The sequence below is a fragment of the Paraburkholderia denitrificans genome, from assembly GCF_042655705.1.
Classification (GTDB): domain Bacteria; phylum Pseudomonadota; class Gammaproteobacteria; order Burkholderiales; family Burkholderiaceae; genus Paraburkholderia; species Paraburkholderia denitrificans.
Map to the genome: position 1 here is coordinate 42345 of NZ_JBHSMP010000006.1, position 19249 is coordinate 61593.

Below are 19249 nucleotides of genomic sequence, written 5' to 3' on the forward strand. Positions count from 1 at the left end.
ATCGCTTATGCGGTGGCCGCGACAGCCGAGCCGGTCAGGCTGCGCGCGACGGTGAGCACGGCCCAGGTCACCAGCCCGAGCAGGATCGACAGGCCCGCGGCCGTCACCATGTTCGCGTTGAGGGTGAACGCGGTGTAGATGGTCATCGGCAGGACGTTGATGTCGGTGGCGAGTGTGAACGCCGTGCCGAATGCGCCCATGGCCGTCGCGAAGCACACGGCGCCCGCCGCGATCAGGCCCGGCGCGAGCGCGGGCAGGATCACGTCGCGCACGATGTGCCACGGCGTGGCGCCGAGCGAGCGCGCGGCTTCTTCGAGCGACGTATCGAGCTTCGTCGCGCAGGCCATCACCGTCACGATCACGCGCGGGATCGAAAAGTACAGATAACCCGCGAAGAGCCCGGCCATCGAATAGGCGAATACCCAGCGCTCGCCGGTGAGACGCAATGTGAGCGCACCGATCAGCCCCTGACGTCCCGCGAGCATGATCACCATGAAGCCCACGACGACGCCCGGAAACGCGAGCGGAAACGTGAGCAATGCCACGAGCGCGGGGCGCCCCGGAAACTGGTGCCGCACGAGCAGCATGCCGCAGATCGTCGAGAGCACGAGCGTTGCCGCCGTGACGGCTGCGGACAGCGCGATCGTCGCGGCGAGACTTTCCATGTAGCGGCTATTCGTGAGAAGCGCGCGATAAGTCTCGACGAAATGACCGTCCGCGCTCACCTGGACGAGCGCGGCCATCGGCAGCAGCCAGAACGCGAGGAAGATCACGAGCGCCGGTGCGACGAGCGCCGCGCGCCAGCGCAGGGGAAAGGTGATGTCGTGCATGTCTGTGGGCGTATCGGTGCGTATCGATGCGTGGCGGGATCAGTGCGTGAGCTGCAGATAACGCTCGCCGAACGCCTGCTGTTGTGCCGCCATCTTTGCGAAGTCAACCGGTTTTGCGCGTGCGTACTCGCTCGCGGGCAGGAATTTCGCGGCGATCTGCGGCGACATCGCGCTCGCGCGCACCGGACGCAAATAGGCATTGGCCCACAGCTTCTGGCCTTCGTCGGAGAGCACGAAATCGAGCACTTTCTTGCCGTTGTCGGCATGCGGGCCGTTCTTCACGAGGCTCATCACGTACGGCACCGAAATCGTGCCTTCCTTCGGGATCACGAATTCGACGTTCGCGTGATCCTTGTACTTCGCGCGATAGGCGTCGAAATCGTAGGCGAGCAGGATTGGAATCTCGCCGGAGAGCACGCGCGCGTAGGCCGTTTGCTTCGGCACGATGGGCTGGTTGGCCTTGAGCTTGCCGAACCAGTCGAAAGCGGGCTGGAAATTGTCGAGCGTGCCGCCCAGCGCGAGATTCACGGCCACTGCGCCCGCATAGCCCACGAACGCACTCGACGGATCGAGGTAGCCGATCATGCCTTTGTATTCGGGCTTGAGCAGATCGCCCCACGAAGCCGGGACCGGCTTGCCTTCGAGTGCGTCCTTGTTCACGAGAAAACCGAGCGTGCCGGAATGGATCGCGAACCAGTAGCCCTGCGGATCCTTCTGGTTCGCCGGGATATCGTCCCAGTGCGCGGGCTTGTACGGCGCGACCAGACCCTTGTCCTTCGCCTGGACTGCCGACGAGATGCCCAGATACACCACGTCCGCAACCGGGCTCTTTGCTTCGGCCATCAGCTGCGCGATGGCCTGGCCGGAGTTCTTGTTGTCGAACGGCACGCGGATGCCGGTTTCCTTCTGGATCGCCTTGATCTGGCTCGCCCAGTCGGCCCATTCGGGCGGGCAGTTGTAGCAGATCGCGGTTGGCTCGGCGTGGGCGGCGCCGCTCGTCGCGATGCCTGCGGCGAGGGCGATCGATGCAGCGGCGGCTGCGGCCGGAAGTGCGCGTGAAGCGCGCTTGAGCGGCGCGGCAAGTGCATGGACGGCTGCGCGCACAGAAAAACAGGATAACGAAATAGCTGAGGCGGATCGGCGAGTCATGTCGGATGTCCGGGTCGGGTGAGAAACGTTGTTGGTACTGCGTGTTGCTGGCACTGTGCCGCCGGGCTGCGCGCAACACGGCACGGCGAAAGGATCAGGGGAGCATCAGGGAAGCAGCGCGCCGTCGCTTTCGCGCGATGCGTGCGGCGCCTGACCGGCGCGGGCGAGTGGCGTGTTCGCGATGGCGGCGATCGTGCCGCCCTCGCGCAGCGTATGCGGCAACGTGAGGGCGAGCGGCGCGTCGGCGTATTCGCCGACGATGCGCGCCATCAGCTTCTGCCATGCCGCCCGGCCGATCTCGCGGTTCGGCGTTCCGATGCTCGCGAGCGCTGGCGCCAGCAGTTCGCCCATCGAGAGACCGTCGAAGCCGAGGATCGACACGTCCTGCGGCACGCGCATGCGTGCACCGCGTAGACCGCGCATCACGACCATGGCAAGCAAATCGTTGCTGCAGAAGAGGGCGGTGGGAGACTGCTGGACGTCCGTCAGGTGCGCGAGCACCTCGGGCGCGAGTTCGTCGGCGTTGAAGTCGATTTCCAGTGCGGGCGCGGGCGTGAGGCCGGCCTGTTGCATCGCGTGCGTGTAGCCCGCATGGCGCTGGCGTGCGCGGTCGGATGCTGCGAGCGTGCCGGCGAGCATCAGGATGCGGCGATGGCCGTGCGCGATCAGCATGCGCACGCCGTCGCTGGCGGCCCGATGATTGTCGACCGATACCGACGGGCGTCGCTTCGTGTCGTTGTGCATCAGCACGTAGAGCGGACCGTCGGCGTCGAGTTCGTCGAGCAGGGGATGCGTGTCCGCGTCGGCGACAGTCAGAATGAGGCCCTCGACGCGTTGTGCGCGCAACGTCTCGATCGCATGGCGCTCGCGCTGTTCGTCATACTGCGTGGTCATCAGCATGAGCCGGAAGCCCTGCTCGGCGGCGAGTTCGTCGATGCCCTGCAGGCACTCGGCGAACACGGGGTTCGCGAGCGTGGGCAGCACGATGCCGATCAGGCGCGTGCGCTCGCCGCGCAACTGGCGGCCGAGCGGGCTCGGATGAAACTTCAGCGCCTGGATGGCCTCGCGCACCTTGGCGAGCGTGACCGGATTGACGGTGTGAGGGGCGTTGATCGCTCGCGAAACGGTGGCGATTGAAAATCCCGCATGTGCGGCGACATCCTTGATGGTTGACGTCATGGGTGCGGTCCGGACGTTGTAAACGTTTTCAGTGAGGTGGATTATGGAAATGGCGTGTGACGTGCAGATGACGCGCCGAGTTTGGGGGCGGCGTGGGGCAATGGTAGAATCGCGTCCGCCCTTGCCGGGGTGATGAAATTGGTAAACATAGCGGACTTAAATGAAATTTGAGTGCCCGGCCAGAAACGGCCGGTGCAGAACCCCTCAAATTCGGCGAACCCCCTGGGCCGTACGGCGCGAGAGCGCGAACGGCACCGAGGCAACGCCGAGCCAAGCCGGTTGCCGCGCATGCGCGGCGGCGCGGAAGGTGTAGAGACTAGACGGGGGGCGCCTAAGGCGGTGCGCAGCGTGCAAGACGCTGTGCGTGGCTAGGGCGAAGGCATAGTCCAGCGCACGAACGCGCGCAAAGCGATGCGCGCGGCGTCGAAAGACGTGGTGTGACGAAAATCCGCCGCCTTACGGCTTGCCGGTTCAAGTCCGGTCCCCGGCACCACCGAATTCTCCCGCCCGATCGGGGAGATCCAGCAAACCCGCGAAAGCCCGAGGCTTCGCGGGTTTTGCTTTTTCAGCGACCGGTTCAAGACGTGCTTCGTTTAAGTGTCAGTCAAATCATTAGTGATGCAAATTTATTGTTTGCGGCGGGTATCGAGCGCTACTCAGGTGCATGTTGAGGACACAGATCGCAAGAGGCGACCTGTGAGATTCAGATGGACGGTGCGGGTTGTGCGGAGGACAAAGCCGGTGCTGTACCGGTGCCGCTCGCGCGAGAGTTACGTCGGGAAGGGCGCGCAGCCCATGGCAGCTGCTCCAGCGCGAGCGGGCCAACGGGCCGAGCGCATTGCGCTTGCGTGCAACTACGGGGAAGGAGACGGGCGCTGCCGCGCGAAGGTTTCCGCCGCGGCGATGCGGCGAACCCGATGCGGCGAACCCGGTTGATCGCGTCGTGCCGAATGACCGATGTGGCCGAGGATTCGGGAGGCTGATGCGAACAACGGCTGAAGCGGCAGGGATTATCGGTGTCGGAATCGACCCGTGCGCGGATCGATCATCCGGGCGAAACCAAACAGGGCAAGAATCCCGATCGGACACACAATCAGAAATGCGGTCACCATGTAACCACCTGCGACGAGGCGTAACGAAATGTGTCGCCAGTGTATCCCAGGAATGCTGTCTGAATATTAGGGAGAACGACAATAATTTATTTCGATAATGAGAAAGATGTCGCGATCGGAAAGGGTTGCGGATCGGATGGCATGCTCGGCCAGCCGAACCTGGCGACCCGCAGCGCCAGGCAGTGGACGTACCGGTTCAGATGCAGTCGAAGATCAATACAACCGACTGCGCCGTTACGTCGCGCAGCCCCTCGGTGTGCATTTCGACGGTGTGCATTTCCTTCCTGAATTTTTTGCAGTAGGCCTGTGCCTCGCCGATGCCGGCGTTGCGCACGCGATTCCAGGACACGATGTTCCAGCGTGCGCGGCTCGTCACGATCAAATGCCCATCTTGTTGCGAGTGCACATCGGTTACCGATGTGCACGCTGCCAGCACGCTGACTCCGGCTAGCAGGACGAGTCCTCTCATAGATCCTCCAGATACCGGTGCATTGTCGCCGCGTCATGGCAGTGATTGCAACCCAAAAGAATCGGGATGACGCGATGTGCCGCACTCATGCTGCGCCGCATTGCGACGACTCTGTGACTCTGTGTCAATCAGCCCGCAGAGTCACGTGCCGAACGTTATCAACCGGGTGATAACGGTTGCGTTTGCAACCGGGACAGCGCGGCAGATTGGTTGTGAGCGACACGGTTGCCGATCTGGCGCCGACCTGGAAACCAGGTAGGACGAACTGAAGAGTCCGCCGTGGCTGCGCGCGCCGAGGTCCGTGAGACCTTGTGCGAGCCGCCTTCGTGAGTCTGCACACGTGTCACGGCGCGGTTCGCGAGACGAAGTGCGAAGACGATCATGACGCGGACGTCGAATGCCCGCCGCCAGATTCCGTTTCCCGGTGCTGCTCGTGCGACTCAGGAATTCATCGCCCGAATTGACGTGTTTTGTGGTGATGCGGTGCAGCAGGTGCTGCACGAAAAACGTTGCTGAGCGTGCGCATACTCATGCTTCGTCGGGCCGGGTTTGTGACCGCTTCACCGCTGCGCGCTGAGTGACGCGACGTGCTGTTGTCACGACAATGTGGTGGCGTTTGGTGAAGCCGTACGCTGCATCGCATCACGTAGAACGTCAGCAAACGAATTTACGTTTGCTGCATGCGAAAGGGAATCTGGTTCGGGAAAACGTTGTGCTGCCGGACACGAGCGGCTGTTCTGCGTCGATTGTTCGTCTTGCTCGACAAGTGACTTCGTATACGGCCCATTTATCGGGGAATGGCGGGTTTCTAGAATGGCACACATGGAAAGGCCATGGCATCCCGCAGGAGGCGATGGCGAAGCGGGAGCCATCATGAAATCCTTTATCGAACGCCAGCTATTTCAACCTGCACTGGTTTTACCCATGGTGGACCTGATGCAGATGATGGTTTCGACCGACTTCAATCTGAGCCAGGTCGGGTTGATCGTCGCCACGCGCAGTGCGCGTGCCGCGCTGCAACGTTCGCGCAAACTGTTGTGCGCCGCGCACGGCGAGTGCGTTCACTAAAGCTCCGGATTGCCGATACGAAACCCCGATCCCCCGACACGCGCCGGCACTGTTTGTTCAGTGTCGTAGCGTGAGTCCGCGAGCCGTCCCGCGCTGCGCGGCGGCTCTTTTTTTGTTGATTTCCTTACGGAAAATGCGCCTCTGGATACCGCCTGGCGGTGCATGTACGCTCGGGCGCCGCCGTTAAAACGACAGGCGTAAGATGCCGCGAGTCGTTAGGGCACTGCGGTCAGGGCACTGCGTTCTCGCAAACTCACGAAGGAGAGGCGGCATGTCACAACATTTCGACGCAATCGTGATCGGCACGGGGCAGAGCGGGCCTGCGCTTGCCGTGTGCCTCGGCAAGAGCGGCCGCAAGACCGCGGTGGTCGAGCGCGCTGCGTTCGGCGGCACCTGTGTGAACGTCGGATGTACGCCGACCAAGGCTTATGTCGCGTGCGCGCGCGCCGCGCATGTCGCACGCCATGCAGCGGACTTTGGTGTGCAGGTGGACGGTGATGTGCGCGTCGATCTCGCTTTCGTGAAGGCGCGCAAGGACCGCATCATCGGTGCTTCACGCGATGGCGTCGAGCGCTGGCTGCGTGCGACGCCGAACGTCACCGTGTTTCAGGGACACGCGCGCTTCACGGGGCCGCATGCGGTGAGCGTCGAGGTAGCCGGAGGGGAGTCGCTCGCGCTCGACGCCCCGGAAATTTTCCTCAATACCGGCACGCGCGCCTCGGTGCCGTCGATTCCCGGCCTCGAACGTATCCGATACGAAACCAATTCCTCGATCCTTGCGCTCGAGGCACTGCCGTCGCATCTGGCGATCGTCGGCGGCAGCTATATCGCGCTCGAATTCGCGCAGATTTTCCGGCGTTTCGGCAGTCGCGTCACGGTGCTCGTGCGCGGTGCGCGCGTGCTCGCGCGCGAAGACGAAGACGTCGCCCTTGCGGTACAGGAGGTGATGGTGCGCGAGGGCGTCGAGTTTCGCTTCGGAACGGCCCCGCACGCCGTTGAGCCGCTCGGTGACGGCGGCACACGCATTGCCCTCGACGATGGGGTGCTCGACGTCTCGCACCTGCTGTTCGCGACGGGGCGCATCCCGAACACGGATGATCTGGGGCTGGACGCGGCGGGCATCGCACGCGACGCGCACGGCATCATTCCGGTCGACGGGCAGTTGCGCACGAAGGTCGAAGGCGTCTGGGCGCTGGGCGACGTGAACGGGCGTGGCGCGTTTACACATAGCTCGTACGACGACTACCAGATCATCGCGGCCAATCTGCTCGATGGCGGCAATCGCAGCGCCGACGCGCGTATTCCGGCCTATGCGGTGTTCGTCGATCCGCCGCTCGCACGCGTGGGCATGAGCGAACGCGCGGTGCGCGAGAGCGGGCGGCCTGCGCTTGTTTCGACCATGCCGATGTCGCGCGTGGGCCGAGCCCGCGAGCGCGGCGAGACGGATGGTTTCATGAAGGCGCTGGTGGATGCGCAGACGAAGCGAATACTGGGTGCGTCGATCTTCGGCATCGAGGGCGACGAAGCGATCCACACGTTCATCGACATCATGACCGCCGATGCGCCGTACACGACGCTGCAGTTTGCAATGCATATCCACCCGACCGTGAGCGAACTGGTGCCGACGCTGCTCGACGGGCTGAGGCCACTGAAATGAGCGCGATCTCGCCGGGTGGGTCCGGCAACCTGTTTGTGGGCATCGACCACGAAGCGACAGGCGAGCGCCTCGACCGGCTGGTGACGCGGCGCGGTTTGGTGATCGAACGGATCATATCGACAGGTCAGGCGAGCCCGGATGGATTCTGGTACGACGATCCGCGCGACGAATGGGTGGTGGTGCTGACTGGCGCCGCGGCCCTGCAATTCGAAGCCGACGTGCCCGTGCGGCGGCAGTTGCTGCCGGGCGACTACGTGCATATTCCGGCGCATTGCCGGCATCGCGTGGCGTGGACCGATGAGACGGTGCCGACTGTCTGGCTCACCGTTTACTTCAGTGCGGATGAGGGCGAGGCTGAGGGTGAGGCCTGAAACCGGGGCCGCGGGTTTCCGATCGTACCCAGGCGCGGAACACCGTCGACGATAATCGCGCCTGAGCCCTATTTGCGCGCGCTTCGCGTGCCAGACCGCCTCTGCGCTACCCATGCCCGCACAAAACACGCTTCGCGTCGCCCTGGTTTCCGATACGCACAATCTGGTGCGGCCCGAACTGCTGCGTTTTCTTGCCGGCTGTGATGCGATCGTTCACGCAGGGGACATTTGCGATTCGTCCGTGCTTGCGGCACTCGGCGCGATTGCACCGCTGACCGCCGTGTGCGGCAACAACGATCGCGGCGAATGGGCCGAAGCGCTACCGGTGCAAACGGTGCTGGAAGTCGGCGGGGTGAAGATCGCGGTCGTGCACGAATTACCTGATCTGCGTGACGACCCTGCGAGCAGCGGTATTGCGGTGGTCGTGAGCGGTCATTCGCACAAGCCTTCGCTAGAGGCTCGCGACGGCGTGCTCTATGTGAATCCCGGCAGCGCGGGGCCACGCCGTTTCAGATTGCCCGTTACGGCTGCGATGTTGACCATCGGAAAATCGGGCGAACTGAGCGTCGAGCATGCGCGGCTGGTCGCGTAACGCGCTACCGCCGCAAACCAGTGCAATAAGAGTGCACAAATAAAAATCCGCGCTCGGGGGCGCGGATTGCTTCATGCCGGTGGGCGGCTTGTCGCGATTGCGCGAGGCCGAGGCGCGGATCAGCCCTCGGTCGGCGGCACGTAGCCCGCTGCCTGGTCGGCGCCGTCGCCGAAGAAGAACTTCTCGGTCTGCTTGATCAGGTACTGACGCGCGCGCGGGTCGGCCATGTTCAGGCGGTTTTCGTTGATCAGCATGGTCTGGTGCTTGAGCCACATCTGCCAGGCTTCCTTCGAAACGCTCTCATAGATGCGCTTGCCGAGTTCGCCGGGCAGCGGCGGAAAGTCGAGACCCTCGGCTTCCTTGCCGAGCTTTGCGCATTGGATCATACGGGCCATGCTGTGCTACTCCTGTAGTCGTTTGTGTGGGGGGTGTCGCGCTTCATCGGTAGATGAGGACGCTCAAAGCTGTTTCATCAGCACGAGCGACTTGCGCTGCCAGTTGTAGAGCCGGCGGCGATCTTCGGGCAGGTCGTCGACCGTTGCCTTCACGAAGCCGCGTTTGAGGAACCAGTGTTCGGTGCGCGTCGTCAGCACGAAGATGCGCGTGAGGCCGCGCGCCCGCGCGCGCTGCTCGATGCGGCGCAGGAGGCGCTCGCCGTCGCCCACGCCTTGCGCCTCGGGCGACACGGTCAGGCACGCCATCTCGCCGATGCGCTCCTGCGGGTAGGCATACAGCGCCGCGCAGCCGAACAGCACGCCGTCGTGCTCGATCACCGAGAAATGGTCGATGTCGCGCTCGATCTGGTGACGGCCGCGGCGCACGAGGGTGCCGTCCATTTCGAGCGGCTCGATCAGCGTGAGAATGCCGCCGACGTCGTCGGGCGTCGCTTCGCGCAGGCTCTCCAGGTTCTCGTACGAGATCATGGTGCCCACGCCGTCGTGCAGGAACAGTTCGAGCAGGACACTGCCGTCGAGCGCGTATGGAATGATGTGCGCACGGCCGACGCCGCCGCGGCACGCGCGAATCGAGTGCTTCAGATAGAAGGCCGCGTCGCCGAGCACGGTGCCGCTTTCGTGCAGCTTGTAGGCGTCGTCGAGCGACAATTCGCGGATCAGCTCGCCTTCCGCGTCGATGAGGCCCGGTGTTTCCGTAAGGAAAATAATCTTGTCGGCGCGCAGCCCGATGGCCGCAGCCGAGGCAACATCTTCCATCGACAGATTGAACGCCTCGCCGGTCGGCGAGAAACCGAGCGGCGAGAGCAGCACGAGCTTGCGGCTCGCCAGCGAATGTCTGATCGAATCGGCGTCGATCTTGCGCACGAGCCCCGTGTGCTGGAAGTCGACCCCGTCGAGAATGCCCACGGGCCGTGCCGTCACGAAATTGCCCGAGACGACGCTGATGTGCGCGTGCGCCATCGGCGTGTTCGGCAGACCCTGGCTGATCGCGGCCTCGATGTCGAGACGCACTTCGCCCGCGGCTTCCTTCGCCGATTCGAGCGCCCGCGCGTCGGTAATGCGCATGCCGTGCGAGAACTCCGATTCGACGCCGTGCAGGCTCATCTGCTCCTCGACCTGCGGACGCGAACCGTGCACGAGCACGATCTGGATGCCCATGGCCTGCAACAGCGCAATGTCGGCGACGAGCGCGTTGAGCAGATTCTGGTGCACGACCTCGCCGCCAAAACCGACGACGAACGTCTTGTTATGGAACGCGTGAATGTAGGGTGCGACCGATCGCATCCAGTCGACGAACTGCGCGTGCTGCGAGATGGACTCCGCGGCGCCGGAGGAAGCCGGCGAGCCTGCGGACGCGGGGACGAGGTCGGTTTGGGAATTCATGCCCGGGATTATAATGCGCCCCCATGTCGAATGTACCCAAAAGACCTGTCGGCGGGCAGGGCGGCAACAGCCGCGACGAGACCGGCGCGGCGCGCGATGGTGCGCACGAAAAACGCGGCGCGCAGCGCTATGCCGAGGCGCCGAAGCCCGCGTCGGCGCAACGGCTCGCGGAACTCGTGCGTGGCGGACCGCCTGGCGGCGCGCGCAACCAGCAAAAGCGGGCGGATAAACCGCTTGGTCAGCCGGAGTCGCAGCCGCAGCCTGCGGCGCGCGAGAAGCAGCCCGCGACGGGCGAAAAGCAGCCTGAAACGCAGCGCCAAATGCAGCCGCAAGCGAAATCCGTAAGCGAGCGCGTGCAACCGGCGCACCCGCGCGAGCGGCAGGCGCGGCAACAGGGCGATGCGCAGGCGAAATCCCAGCCGCAGTCGCAGTCACAACCGCAGCCGCAGCCGCAGCCGCAGCCGCAGCCGCAGTCGCAACCGCAATCAAAACCGCAGTCACAGCCTCAACAACATAAACCGCGTCGCGAGCAATCCGCGAAGCCGCGTAACGACAATCCGTCGCCCGCACGCGGAGCGCACACCGAGCGGCGCGACGCGCAGCCGCTGAAGCCGTCGGGCGACCGGCCAGCCGCACCGCGCGCGCAACAGCAGGCGCCGCGCGCGTCTTCGCCAGGATCGCGCGACGCCAGGCCTCGCCAGCCGCAGGACACGGCAGCGCGCGCGCCTAAACCGGCCGAAGCGCGCGGTGCGCGCGAAGCACAGCCACAGGCGGACATCCCTGTGCCTGCGCCCGCCGCAAACGGCGAACGCAGGGAAAGCAAGGAGCGCAAAGAACACAAGGAGCGCACCGAGCGCCCCGCACGCCGCGTCGTCGAGCCAAATCCTATTCCGCCGATCACATTCCCCGAGGCGCTGCCGGTCAGCGGCCGCCGCGAGGAAATCGCGCGCGCCATCGCCGAAAACCAGGTCGTGATCGTGAGCGGCGAGACCGGCTCGGGCAAGACCACGCAGTTGCCGAAGATCGCGCTGGCGCTCGGGCGCGGCCTGGGCGCGGGCGGCACGGGGCTCATCGGCCACACGCAGCCGCGCCGGATCGCGGCGTCGGCCACGGCGCGCCGGATCGCCGACGAACTCGCCACGCCATTCGGCGAGGTGGTGGGCTACAAGGTGCGCTTCACGGACAACCTCTCGCCGGGCGCCTCGGTCAAGCTGATGACCGACGGCATCCTGCTCGCCGAGACGCAGACCGATCCGCTGCTCAAGGCCTACGACACGATCATCATCGACGAGGCGCACGAGCGCAGTCTCAACATCGACTTCCTGCTCGGCTATCTGAAAGAGATCTTGCCGCGCAGGCCGGACCTGAAGCTCATCGTGACGTCGGCGACCATCGACGCCGACCGTTTTGCGCGCCATTTCGGCGGCGAGGAGACGCCCGCGCCCGTGATCGAGGTGAGCGGGCGGCTGTATCCGGTCGAGGTGCGCTACCGGCCCGTGGTCGAGGACAGTCCGGCGGTGAAGGCCGCCCAGGGCACGACGGGGCGCGAAAAAGGCAGGCCGCAGCGCGACTCGGCGCGCGACCGCGATCTGATGGACGCGATTGTCGACGCCGTCGACGAACTGTGCCGCGAAGGTTCGGGCGACGTGCTCGTGTTCCTGCCGGGCGAGCGCGAAATTCGCGACGCCGCCGAGGCGCTGCGCAAGCATCATCCGCCGCACACGGAAATCCTGCCGCTCTTCGCGCGGCTTTCGGCCCAGGAGCAGGAGCGCGTATTCAAGCCGTCGAACGCGCGCCGCATCGTGCTCGCCACCAACGTCGCGGAAACGTCGCTCACGGTGCCGGGCATCCGTTATGTGGTCGATACGGGGCTCGCGCGCGTGAAGCGCTACTCGTACCGCAACAAGGTCGAGCAGCTTCAGATCGAATCGATTGCGCAGGCGGCCGCCAACCAGCGCGCGGGCCGCTGCGGCCGCGTCGCGGACGGTATCTGCATCCGCCTGTACGAAGAACAGGATTTCCTTTCGCGTCCAAAATTTTCCGATCCGGAAATTTTGCGTTCGTCGCTCGCGGCGGTGATCCTGCGCATGAAATCGCTGCATCTCACGGCGATCGAAACCTTTCCGTTCATCGAGCCGCCGCCGGGCCGCGCGATTGCGGATGGCTATCAGCTGCTGGGCGAACTCGGCGCCGTCGACGACGACAACGCGCTGACGCCGCTCGGGCGCGAACTCGCGCGCCTGCCGCTCGATCCGCGCGTGGGCCGCATGATTCTCGGCGCGCGCGACGAGCAGTCGCTGCGCGAAGTCCTCATCATCGCGAGCGCGCTATCGGTGCAGGATCCGCGCGACCGGCCAATCGAAGCGCAGGAGCAGGCCGACCAGGCGCACCGCCGTTTCGCCGACGAGCGCTCCGAATTCCTGCAGTGGCTCAAGATCTGGGCCTGGTTCGAGGAGGCCGTCGCGCACAAGAAGTCGAACCGGCAACTGATCGATGCGTGCCGTGCGAACTTCCTCTCGCATTTGCGGCTGCGCGAATGGCGCGACGTTCACTCACAACTGCTGACGGTCGTACGCGAGCATGGCTGGCGGATCAACGAATCGGTGGCGACTTACGAGCAGATCCACCACGCGCTGCTGACGGGCCTGCTCGGCAATATCGGCCTGAAAGCCGACGACGAGCCGCATTTCCTCGGCGCGCGCGGCATCAAGTTCCATCTGTGGCCGGGCTCGGCGCTCGTGAAGAAGGCGGGGCGCTGGGTGGTCGCCGCCGAACTCGTCGAAACGAGCCGCCTCTACGCGCGCTGTATCGCGAAGATCGAGCCCGAATGGCTCGAAAAGGTCGGCGCGCATCTGCTGAAGAAATCGCTTTCCGAGCCGCATTGGGAAAAACGCGCGGCCCAGGTGAGCGCCTTCGAGCGCGGCGTGCTTTACGGCCTGTCCGTGTATCAGCGCCGTCGCGTGGCGTTCGGCAGGCAGGATCCGGCCCGCGCGCGCGAACTCTTTATTCGCGGCGCGCTCGTGGAAGGCGAGTTCGACACGAAGCTCGCGTTCTTTGCGCACAACCGCAAGCTGCTCGCCGATATCGAGCAACTCGAGCACAAGTCGCGCCGCCAGGACGTGCTGGTGGACGACGAACTGATCTACGGCTTCTACGATCAGGCGATTCCCGAAGGCATCTATTCGGGCGCATCGTTCGAGCGCTGGTATCGCGATGAAGTCAAAAAGAGCGGCCAGCCCGAAGACAAGCAGCGCCTGCTGTATCTCTCGCGCGACGACCTCATGCGCCACGAGGCGGCGGGCGTCACGACCGATCTGTTCCCGAAGCGCATGACGATGTCGGGCGTCGCCATGGCGCTCACGTATCACTTCGAGCCGGGCTCGCCGCGCGACGGCGTGACGCTCGCGGTGCCGCTCTACGCGCTCAATCAGGTCGATGCGCGGCGTTGCGAGTGGCTCGTGCAGGGCATGCTCAAGGAGAAGGCCCAACTGCTGCTGAAGTCGCTGCCGCAGAAATTGCGCCGCCATTGCGTGCCGCTGCCCGACTACGCGGCGGGTTTCGCCGAGCGCGTGTCAGGCGAGCGCTTCGGCGCACGCGGTCTGCTGGAAGCGCTAATCGAGGATGTGCGCGAGCAGAAGCAGATCGCGCTGAAGCTCGCGGACTTCAAGCTGGAAACGTTGCCCGCGCACCTGTTCATGAACTTCAAGGTGATCGACGAGCACGGGCGCCAGCTCGCGATGGGCCGCAATCTCGCGCAACTGCGCGCCGAACTGGGCGCGCAGGCACAGCAGCAGTTCCAGAAACTGGCTGCGAGCGCAACGGCCCAGGTTGCGCAGCCAGGTGAGAGCCCGCCCGAGCCACGCGTGCAGCTGGGCGCGGCGCCGCGCACGAGCGCGCCGTCCGATGCGGCGGAACCGGTGGCCACGGCCACGGCGCTCTACGAGAACCTCACGACCTGGAATTTCGGCAAGCTGCCTGAACTGCTGGAAATCCGCCGGGGCGGACAGACGCTGTTCGGCTATCCGGCGCTCGTGGATCGCGGCACGCATTGCGACGTGGAGGTGTTCGATTCGCCCGAGGAAGCGGCGCGCATTCATCGCGCGGGCTTGCGACGTCTTTTCGCGCTTCAGCTACGCGAGCCGATCCGCTATCTGGAGAAGAACCTGCCCGGACTGCGCGAGATGGCGATGCACTTCATGGCGCGCGCGACGCAGGAAGAGTTACGCGATCAATTGATCGAACTCGCGCTCGACCGTGCCTGCCTTCAGGATCCGCTTCCCGCTGACGACGCGGCTTTCCACGCGCGCCGCGACGAGGGCCGCGGACGCCTCTCGCTGCTCGCGCAGGAGATCGCGCGGCTCGTGGGCCAGATTCTTGCCGAATACGCGAGCGTGGCGAAGAAACTCGTGCAGGCCAAGGCGTTCGGCCAGGCCGCCGCCGACATGCAGGCCCAGCTCGATGCGCTGACCGGCAAGCGCTTTATCGTCGATACGCCTTATGCGCAGCTTGTGCACTTTCCGCGCTATCTGAAGGGTATTGCGCTGCGCATCGACAAGCTGCGCGCCGACGCCGTACGCGACGCCCGCCAGTTCGCCGAATTCCAGCCGCTCATGCAGCAGTATCAGCGCGCGCTGTCGCAGCGCGGCGGCGTGTTCGATCCGCGTCTTTCGGAGTTCCGCTGGCTGCTGGAGGAACTGCGCATTTCGCTCTTCGCGCAGGAGCTGCGCACGCCGATGCCCGTGTCGGTCAAGCGGCTCTACAAGGTCTGGGAATCGATGCAGCGCTGATGACGAGCGCGTGCGCGGGGCGGATGTTCAATGGGGGTAAGAACGTCCGTGTCGCGGACGCGCGACGGTTTGCCGCATAAGGTGCGTTTCACCGTAGCGCGGCCATCCTGCGACAAACCGGCCGTTCTACAATCACGCTCCTCCCGCCTCGTGAATTCCCATGCGTAACTCCGAATTTCGCCGCGCCGCCGGCCGTCTTGCCGCTGCGGGCGCATTGGTCTGCGCATCGTTCGTCTCGCTGGCCGCGCATGCGAACAACATCATCGTGCTCAATTCAGGTGACGCCACGCTGAGCCTGATCGACTCGCAGACGCATCAGGTCATGGGCACCGTGCCGACCGGCAAGGAGCCGCATCACCTCTTTCCGACGCCGGACAGCCGGTCGCTCATCGTCGCGAATTCGGTCTCGAACAACCTGCTGTTCGTGGATCCGCAAACCGGCAAGCCGCAACTGCTCGTCGAGAACGTCGAAGATCCGTATCAGCTCGGTTTCTCGCCCAACCGCAAGTGGTTCGTCACCACCGCGCTGCGCCTCGACCGGCTTGACATCTATCACTACGCGGGCGGCGCCGTATTCACGGTCGCAAAACGTCTGCCGCTCTCGGCCATGCCGAGCCACCTCGCGTTCACGCGCGACAGCCGCACGGTGTTCGTGTCGCTCCAGTCGTCGGGCGAGATCGCGGCCGTCGATCTGCCTTCGCAGCAGGTGCTGTGGAAAATGCCGGTCGGAGCTGCGCCCGCGGGCCTGTGGCTCACGCCGGGCGACAAGTACCTGCTCGTCGGCATGACGGGCGCCGACTACGTTGCCGTCGTCGACTGGCGCAACCAGAAGATCGTCAAGCAGATCGCGGTGGGCAAGGCCGCGCACAACTTCCGCTCGCTCGCGGACGGCCGCCATGTGCTGGTGTCGAGCCGCGTGTCGAACACGATCAGCATCGTCGACGAAGTCGCGCTCGAAAAAACCGGCGAGATCGGCGACCTGCTGCCGGGGCCGGACGATATGGAACTCTCGGCTGACAAGCGCTATCTGTGGGTGACGTTTCGCTTCGCGAAGCAAGTCGGCGTCATCGACATGCGCACGAAAAAGCTCATCAAGACGATTCCCGTGGGCCGCTCGCCGCACGGCATCTACTTCTACGACCGCGCGCCCGTCATGGCGCCGAACGGCGCGTGATTTTGCGTGACGGTGCCTGAGATTGCGTAATGGCAACTGAGCGCAACTGAGGGCAGCCGAGCGCAGCTGAGGGGGCGAGGGCGGCGGGAGCGAAGCTCGCGCGCTGCAAAGCAGCAGGGCGGCGGTTTCTTCACGCTTTACCCGTCGCGCCCGCGCTGGTTTATGCTTCGGGCTATAGTCAATCGCGCCCACGAATCCCGTGTTCTCCACCTATCCCGTCGACGTTCTCCGCCCGCATGAATGATCTGATGCGTTCGTTCGGACGCGCGCTTGCCAGCGCGTTTCACCCTGTCATGCTGTGGCTCACGTTCTTGCCGTTTCTCGTGGCGGCCATCGTGTGGGGCGGCCTGCTTTACGCCTTCTGGCAGCCGCTGATCGACACCGCGCGCGTCTGGCTCCAGAGCTGGGGATTCACGTCCACGCTCTATCACCTGTTCGACTGGCTCGGCTTCGGCGGGATGCGCGCCGTGATTGCGCCGCTCGTCGTGATTGCCGTCGCCATTCCGCTGATCGTCGTGACCGTGCTGCTGCTGATCGTTGCGCTCTCGATGCCGCGCGTGATCCGCTATCTGTCTGCCCGGCAGTACACGACGCTCGAAATGCGGCGCGGCGGAAGCTGGTACGGCAGTCTCGTGTATTCGCTGTGGACCACGCTCGTCTGTATCGTGCTCATGATCGTCACGCTGCCGTTGTGGCTCGTGCCGCCGTTCTTCGCGCTGATTCCGCCGCTCCTGTGGGGCTGGCTCACGTATCGCGTGATGACCTATGACGCGCTCGCGCTGCACGCGAGCGCCGAGGAGCGCCGGGCGCTGGTGCGCCGCTATCGGCTGCCGCTGCTCACGATCGGCATAGTGAGCGGGCTGCTCGGCTCGCTGCCCACGGCGATCTGGGTTTCGTCGGCGTGGCTCGTCGTGCTCTTCCCGGCGGTCGCCGCGCTGACCATCTGGATCTACGCATTCATTCTTGTATTCACGGCGCTCTGGTTCGGCAACTACTGCCTGCACGCGCTCCAGCGCATGCGCTCCGAGGCGCAGCACAACGTGCCCGCGGTGCCCTGAATAAACCTGACTCTGCCCTGACTTTTCACATCAAACGACTACAACGAGGCGACACATGGCATTTGGCGTCATCATCATCGGCGACGAAATTCTCTCGGGCCGCCGTCAGGACAAGCATCTGCCGAAAATCATCGAATTGCTCCGCGCGCGCGGTCTCGCGCTCGAATGGGCCGAATACGTCGGCGACGATCCTCAGCGGATCACGGCAACGCTGCGGCGCAGCTTCGCGTCGGGAGACATCGTGTTTTCGACGGGCGGCATCGGCGCGACGCCCGACGACCACACGCGACAGTGCGTGGCAGCGGCGCTCGGCGTGCCGCTCGCGTTGCATCCGGACGCGCGTACGGCCATCAGCGAGCGCATCGTCGACCTGCACAAGGGCAGCGACCCGGTCGATTTCGACTCGCCGGAGAGCCAGCGCCGCTTCCACATGGGCACGTTTCCCGTGGGTTCGGAGATCATTCCGAACGGCTACAACAAGATCCCCGGTTTTTCGATTCGCGAGCACTACTTCGTACCGGGCTTTCCTGTGATGGCCTGGCCGATGATGGAATGGGTGCTCGACACGAAATACGCGCACCTGCACCACCAGACGCCGCATGCGGAGAAGTCGCTGCTGGTGTTCGAGATGCCTGAATCGACGCTGACGCCGCTGATGGAGCACATCGAACAGGATTTTCCGGGCGTGCGCGTATTCAGCCTGCCGAGTGTCGGCGATGCCGAGCGCGGCGGCATCTACGCGCGGCGGCATATCGATCTGGGCGTGAAGGGCGAACCTGAAGCGGTGGCGGCGGCCTTCGTGAAGTTGCGCGAAGGCGTGCATCTGCTCGGCGGGGACATCGTGGAACCGGCGGAGGCGGACGGCAGCGAGCCGCGCGCCGGCAGTTGAGTGTTCGGAGTGTTCGCGCTCGCGCGGCTGGCTGCGCGAGCGGCGGGTGGGGCGGGTCGGCACGGCCACGAAGCATGGGCGGTGCCGTGGCCCGGCGCATCATTGTGCTGTCATGTGCGTCGCTCAGAGTGACTCGTCGAGAAAACGCTGAGCAACGCCGGGAAGCGCCGCGCAATGCGCGATGGCCGTGCGGCGTTCAGGCGCCGATCCACGGCAAGCCGCGGAAGCACCAGCCCGACACGGTCTTGCGATGGCCCTGGCTGTCCTTGTCGCCTTCGAAACCCTCCAGCAGATCGTAGGCCTGGGTGAAACCGGCCTTCGTGGCTTCGATGGCTGCCAGTTTCGAACGCATGGCGCTGCGGCACAGGAACAGCACCGGCGTGTCGGGTTCGACGCAAGCGCGCAACTGGGCGAGGAATTCGGCGTTGGGCACGCCGCCCGGGTAGCGGGTCCATTCGACATGAGCGTATTGCCCGTCGCCGATCAACGGGCGGCCTACCCAGTCGAGTTCCGCACGCGTGCGCACGTCGACGAGGCGCGCTCGCGGGTCGAGCTGCAGCAGCTCGAATGCCTCGGCAGGCGCCATCGCGCCCGCGTAGGGCAGCTGATTCTCGATGTGGCGCCGGTCGGCCTGGGCGTACAACTGTTCGAGCGTAGTCATGACAGCGGATCTCCTGTTTCTTGTTGGGCCAAAAGATCATTCTAGCGCGCGGTATTTACGCCGGGCGGCGCGCCCCGGCCAGGCGCCGAAGCGGCTGGCGGGCGCACGTGACGCATCCACTCGTGCATCCGGATGGTGCAAAAATTCTGGTTTGCACCATAATGAGCAGCATCCGGTGCGCCAAGGTTGGGATTGCACGAAAGCGGTGCTTTTTTCTGACGGCTGTATCGGCTTCGCGTGACAGCGTCAGCCGGTCGGACTTTCCCGTCAGGCTTGCGTCGATGAAGGGATTCGACTCTGCCTGGTGTGTACGTGGGGGCGTGGCGCGTGCCTGGCATGGAAGCTGCTTTAATGGTCGCGATCGATTCGCAGCCAGTCTGGGCAAGCCCGCAGAGGCGCGTCAGGCTCAGGATCA

General features: G+C 64.8%; 16 protein-coding genes. 9 read left to right on the forward strand and 7 right to left on the reverse strand.

Features of this window, described 5'->3' with window-relative positions; all coding sequences use genetic code 11:
* Positions 1 to 5: 5 nt before the first annotated feature.
* From ACFPTO_RS01985 to ACFPTO_RS02000, 4 genes are all read right to left on the reverse strand, one after another.
* On the reverse strand, positions 6 to 830 hold the full coding sequence (locus ACFPTO_RS01985; RefSeq protein ID WP_377709093.1) for an ABC transporter permease: 825 nt from the start codon (positions 828 to 830) through the stop codon (positions 6 to 8).
* Positions 831 to 869: 39 nt separating this feature from the next.
* Positions 870 to 1979 carry an ABC transporter substrate-binding protein gene (locus ACFPTO_RS01990; protein WP_377709095.1) on the reverse strand — a complete coding sequence of 370 codons (1110 nt, stop codon included), beginning with the start codon at positions 1977 to 1979 and terminating at the stop codon, positions 870 to 872.
* A gap of 105 nt (positions 1980 to 2084) precedes the next feature.
* Positions 2085 to 3158: a substrate-binding domain-containing protein gene (locus tag ACFPTO_RS01995; protein ID WP_377709097.1), complete on the reverse strand. Its 1074-nt coding sequence runs from the start codon at positions 3156 to 3158 to the stop codon at positions 2085 to 2087.
* 1308 nt (positions 3159 to 4466) lie between these two features.
* Positions 4467 to 4739: a hypothetical protein gene (locus ACFPTO_RS02000; RefSeq protein WP_293034270.1), complete on the reverse strand. Its 273-nt coding sequence runs from the start codon at positions 4737 to 4739 to the stop codon at positions 4467 to 4469.
* A 381-nt stretch (positions 4740 to 5120) separates the two neighbouring features.
* Between ACFPTO_RS02000 and ACFPTO_RS02005 the strand changes: the two genes are divergently transcribed.
* The 5 genes from ACFPTO_RS02005 to ACFPTO_RS02025 all read left to right on the forward strand — a co-directional run bounded on the left by ACFPTO_RS02005 (position 5121) and on the right by ACFPTO_RS02025 (position 8427).
* Positions 5121 to 5255 carry a hypothetical protein gene (locus ACFPTO_RS02005; protein ID WP_377709099.1) on the forward strand — a complete coding sequence of 45 codons (135 nt, stop codon included), beginning with the start codon at positions 5121 to 5123 and terminating at the stop codon, positions 5253 to 5255.
* A gap of 357 nt (positions 5256 to 5612) precedes the next feature.
* Positions 5613 to 5807: a hypothetical protein gene (locus tag ACFPTO_RS02010; protein WP_377709101.1), complete on the forward strand. Its 195-nt coding sequence runs from the start codon at positions 5613 to 5615 to the stop codon at positions 5805 to 5807.
* Positions 5808 to 6078: 271 nt separating this feature from the next.
* Positions 6079 to 7464, forward strand: a complete 1386-nt coding sequence (locus tag ACFPTO_RS02015; RefSeq protein WP_377709103.1) for an FAD-containing oxidoreductase — start codon at positions 6079 to 6081, stop codon at positions 7462 to 7464.
* On the forward strand, positions 7461 to 7835 hold the full coding sequence (locus tag ACFPTO_RS02020) for a cupin domain-containing protein (protein WP_377709105.1): 375 nt from the start codon (positions 7461 to 7463) through the stop codon (positions 7833 to 7835). The genes ACFPTO_RS02015 and ACFPTO_RS02020 overlap by 4 nt, the downstream gene beginning before the upstream one ends.
* Positions 7836 to 7947: 112 nt before the next feature.
* Positions 7948 to 8427 (forward strand): metallophosphoesterase family protein, encoded by a 480-nt coding sequence (locus ACFPTO_RS02025; protein WP_377709106.1) that lies wholly within the window; start codon positions 7948 to 7950, stop codon positions 8425 to 8427.
* A gap of 119 nt (positions 8428 to 8546) precedes the next feature.
* On the opposite strand, the gene ACFPTO_RS02030 is transcribed toward ACFPTO_RS02025, so the two are convergent.
* The gene (locus ACFPTO_RS02030) at positions 8547 to 8822 is read right to left on the reverse strand and encodes an oxidative damage protection protein (RefSeq protein WP_293034265.1); all 276 of its coding nucleotides are present in this window, start codon (positions 8820 to 8822) and stop codon (positions 8547 to 8549) included.
* A 63-nt stretch (positions 8823 to 8885) separates the two neighbouring features.
* A complete protein-coding gene (argA, locus tag ACFPTO_RS02035) occupies positions 8886 to 10265 on the reverse strand; it encodes an amino-acid N-acetyltransferase (RefSeq protein ID WP_377709108.1) in 1380 nt (459 codons plus the stop codon).
* A gap of 23 nt (positions 10266 to 10288) precedes the next feature.
* Between argA and hrpA the strand changes: the two genes are divergently transcribed.
* The 4 genes from hrpA (at position 10289) to ACFPTO_RS02055 (ending at position 18173) form a co-directional block, all read left to right on the forward strand.
* Positions 10289 to 15052, forward strand: coding sequence for an ATP-dependent RNA helicase HrpA (gene hrpA, locus ACFPTO_RS02040; RefSeq protein ID WP_377709109.1), 4764 nt, complete (start codon positions 10289 to 10291; stop codon positions 15050 to 15052).
* A 160-nt stretch (positions 15053 to 15212) separates the two neighbouring features.
* Entirely contained in the window at positions 15213 to 16226 is a 1014-nt protein-coding gene (locus ACFPTO_RS02045) for a YVTN family beta-propeller repeat protein (protein ID WP_377709111.1), read from the forward strand.
* Positions 16227 to 16462: 236 nt separating this feature from the next.
* On the forward strand, positions 16463 to 17284 hold the full coding sequence (locus ACFPTO_RS02050; RefSeq protein WP_377709112.1) for an EI24 domain-containing protein: 822 nt from the start codon (positions 16463 to 16465) through the stop codon (positions 17282 to 17284).
* 55 nt (positions 17285 to 17339) lie between these two features.
* Complete coding sequence (locus ACFPTO_RS02055) at positions 17340 to 18173, forward strand: competence/damage-inducible protein A (RefSeq protein WP_377709114.1); 834 nt, start codon at positions 17340 to 17342, stop codon at positions 18171 to 18173.
* A 196-nt stretch (positions 18174 to 18369) separates the two neighbouring features.
* Here ACFPTO_RS02055 and ACFPTO_RS02060 read toward each other — a convergent pair whose 3' ends face one another.
* Positions 18370 to 18834 carry a rhodanese-like domain-containing protein gene (locus ACFPTO_RS02060; protein ID WP_377709116.1) on the reverse strand — a complete coding sequence of 155 codons (465 nt, stop codon included), beginning with the start codon at positions 18832 to 18834 and terminating at the stop codon, positions 18370 to 18372.
* Positions 18835 to 19249 lie beyond the last annotated feature (415 nt).

Coding starts and splice junctions, on each gene's coding strand:
- ACFPTO_RS01985 (WP_377709093.1), bottom strand. CDS start 830: ATGCACGACATCACCTTTCCCCTGCGCTGGCGCGCGGCGCTCGTCGCA.
- ACFPTO_RS01990 (WP_377709095.1), bottom strand. CDS start 1,979: ATGACTCGCCGATCCGCCTCAGCTATTTCGTTATCCTGTTTTTCTGTG.
- ACFPTO_RS01995 (WP_377709097.1), bottom strand. CDS start 3,158: ATGACGTCAACCATCAAGGATGTCGCCGCACATGCGGGATTTTCAATC.
- ACFPTO_RS02000 (WP_293034270.1), bottom strand. CDS start 4,739: ATGAGAGGACTCGTCCTGCTAGCCGGAGTCAGCGTGCTGGCAGCGTGC.
- ACFPTO_RS02005 (WP_377709099.1), top strand. CDS start 5,121: ATGACGCGGACGTCGAATGCCCGCCGCCAGATTCCGTTTCCCGGTGCT.
- ACFPTO_RS02010 (WP_377709101.1), top strand. CDS start 5,613: ATGAAATCCTTTATCGAACGCCAGCTATTTCAACCTGCACTGGTTTTA.
- ACFPTO_RS02015 (WP_377709103.1), top strand. CDS start 6,079: ATGTCACAACATTTCGACGCAATCGTGATCGGCACGGGGCAGAGCGGG.
- ACFPTO_RS02020 (WP_377709105.1), top strand. CDS start 7,461: ATGAGCGCGATCTCGCCGGGTGGGTCCGGCAACCTGTTTGTGGGCATC.
- ACFPTO_RS02025 (WP_377709106.1), top strand. CDS start 7,948: ATGCCCGCACAAAACACGCTTCGCGTCGCCCTGGTTTCCGATACGCAC.
- ACFPTO_RS02030 (WP_293034265.1), bottom strand. CDS start 8,822: ATGGCCCGTATGATCCAATGCGCAAAGCTCGGCAAGGAAGCCGAGGGT.
- argA (WP_377709108.1), bottom strand. CDS start 10,265: ATGAATTCCCAAACCGACCTCGTCCCCGCGTCCGCAGGCTCGCCGGCT.
- hrpA (WP_377709109.1), top strand. CDS start 10,289: ATGTCGAATGTACCCAAAAGACCTGTCGGCGGGCAGGGCGGCAACAGC.
- ACFPTO_RS02045 (WP_377709111.1), top strand. CDS start 15,213: ATGCGTAACTCCGAATTTCGCCGCGCCGCCGGCCGTCTTGCCGCTGCG.
- ACFPTO_RS02050 (WP_377709112.1), top strand. CDS start 16,463: ATGAATGATCTGATGCGTTCGTTCGGACGCGCGCTTGCCAGCGCGTTT.
- ACFPTO_RS02055 (WP_377709114.1), top strand. CDS start 17,340: ATGGCATTTGGCGTCATCATCATCGGCGACGAAATTCTCTCGGGCCGC.
- ACFPTO_RS02060 (WP_377709116.1), bottom strand. CDS start 18,834: ATGACTACGCTCGAACAGTTGTACGCCCAGGCCGACCGGCGCCACATC.